The organism is Runella sp. R0.1_18 (assembly GCF_057652155.1).
On sequence record NZ_JBYFCK010000063.1, the window covers coordinates 1 to 1,641 of the forward strand.

General features: G+C 32.8%; 1 protein-coding gene. It reads left to right on the forward strand.

The genetic code is table 11. The annotated features are described in order from the left end of the window. Window positions 1–321 precede the first annotated feature (321 nt). Window positions 322–852: a replication/maintenance protein RepL gene (locus tag AC23P2_RS31000; RefSeq protein WP_487776775.1), complete on the forward strand. Its 531-nt coding sequence runs from the start codon at window positions 322–324 to the stop codon at window positions 850–852. The last annotated feature ends 789 nt before the right edge of the window (window positions 853–1,641 follow it).

Below are 1,641 nucleotides of genomic sequence, written 5' to 3' on the forward strand. Positions count from 1 at the left end.
TTGGCACGGCTCATGCCTAAAAAAAATCCCGGGGGTGTGGGGGCTGGCCCCCAATCACTAACACACAAAAGTCCTTTTTACCTACCAAAAAAAAAGTCCCTTTTTTGCGTGTTAGTAAGACACAGAGAGGAGTAATATATAAATATCTGATTATCAGGTATTTATTTCTTTGCCAATCACATCAGTAATGTGATAGCAATCACAATAGCTTATTGTGATGCGTTTTTGACTGAATCACATAAAAAAGTGATTTATTCACTTGTTTATGTGATTCAGTCACTTAATTTTGTGACGTAAATCACATAAATTTTGATAGGTAAAATGATACATGAAAAAGAAAATATTGAATTTAGTACAGGTGAAGTAAGAAGGGTTAATGCTAACTTTGTACAGCTATATGATGATCATTTAGATTTAATAATGCTAATGACAAAAGAAAACTCAACAGCATTAACTATCTTTCTTTGGATTGTAAAACATATGGATAATAGAAATGCTTTAGTAGTAAGCCAGCAAGCTATAGCAGAAGCCTTACAATTACATAAGAACACTGTTTATCTAGCTGTTAAGTATTTAAAAGAAAAAAAGGCATTAACTGTATTAAGATCTAGTAATACTCATGTCTTTGCTATAAATGCACAAATAGCATGGCGTGACTCAGCTGATGCAAAAAGGTTCGCTCATTTTGATGCAAAAGTGTATATATCAGATTTTGAACAACAAAGCGATGAAAAACCCTTGTTTAATACTCAATTAGTAGCTCATATAAAACCAAAAACTACTAAAAACCTAAAAAAGAAATTAGCTGAAACAGACAGAGGCTCTGCAGGGATGCAACCCGAGAAGGGATAAGCTAAGCCGTACACAAGTGTGTAAGGTAAGCCGTTTGTAAACACTTTACAAACGGCTTTTTTATGCTCTTACCTCGCCTTTTTCTTTTTCCCATGCAAAAATAATTCCCTGTTCCAGCTTTGTAAAGGTCAAGCCCTTCGGGTTTTGGCTAAAAAATCTCCACCCTCCGGGTAGTATTTTTTAGCCAAAAACCTTGACAAACCTTCCACAGGGAATTATTGAAAAGCAGGGGAAAAAGAAAAAACATTTTTGAAATTACTCACCATAAAATACTACCCGTATTCATTTTATGAAGAAAGAACCTATTGTCAAAAATGTCGAGATTGAAATAATAATGCAAGACAAGACACAATAGGTATTTTCTGTTTTATCTTTTAAAGAAAAGAATCTAATAAAAGATAAAACAAATAAAAATATCTCTATTGCCAATAAAGGTAACGTGACTAGCTCTTGTAAAAACCCAATAAATTCACCTTCAATCTTAAAAAAATATGCATTTAGAAACAATAAAAGAAAATAAAATGCGATTCCTAAATTGAGGTAAAACAACGTTTTATTTGTGATTAAGCTCATTTTTTTGATTATTTAGGTTTTTCAAACAGATGTAAAATTACAAAAACTACCCTATAGAAAAAATGATTTGTTTAGCACCTATTATCAACCCTAAGTTATAGCTCACTATAACTACGCTGTAGTTGAGTTCGGCAAGGACACCCTGCACCCGTTTAAAAAAGTTGTATAATCATATGGGAAAGAGCAGCATACACATTGTACCAGTGAAAGGTGGTA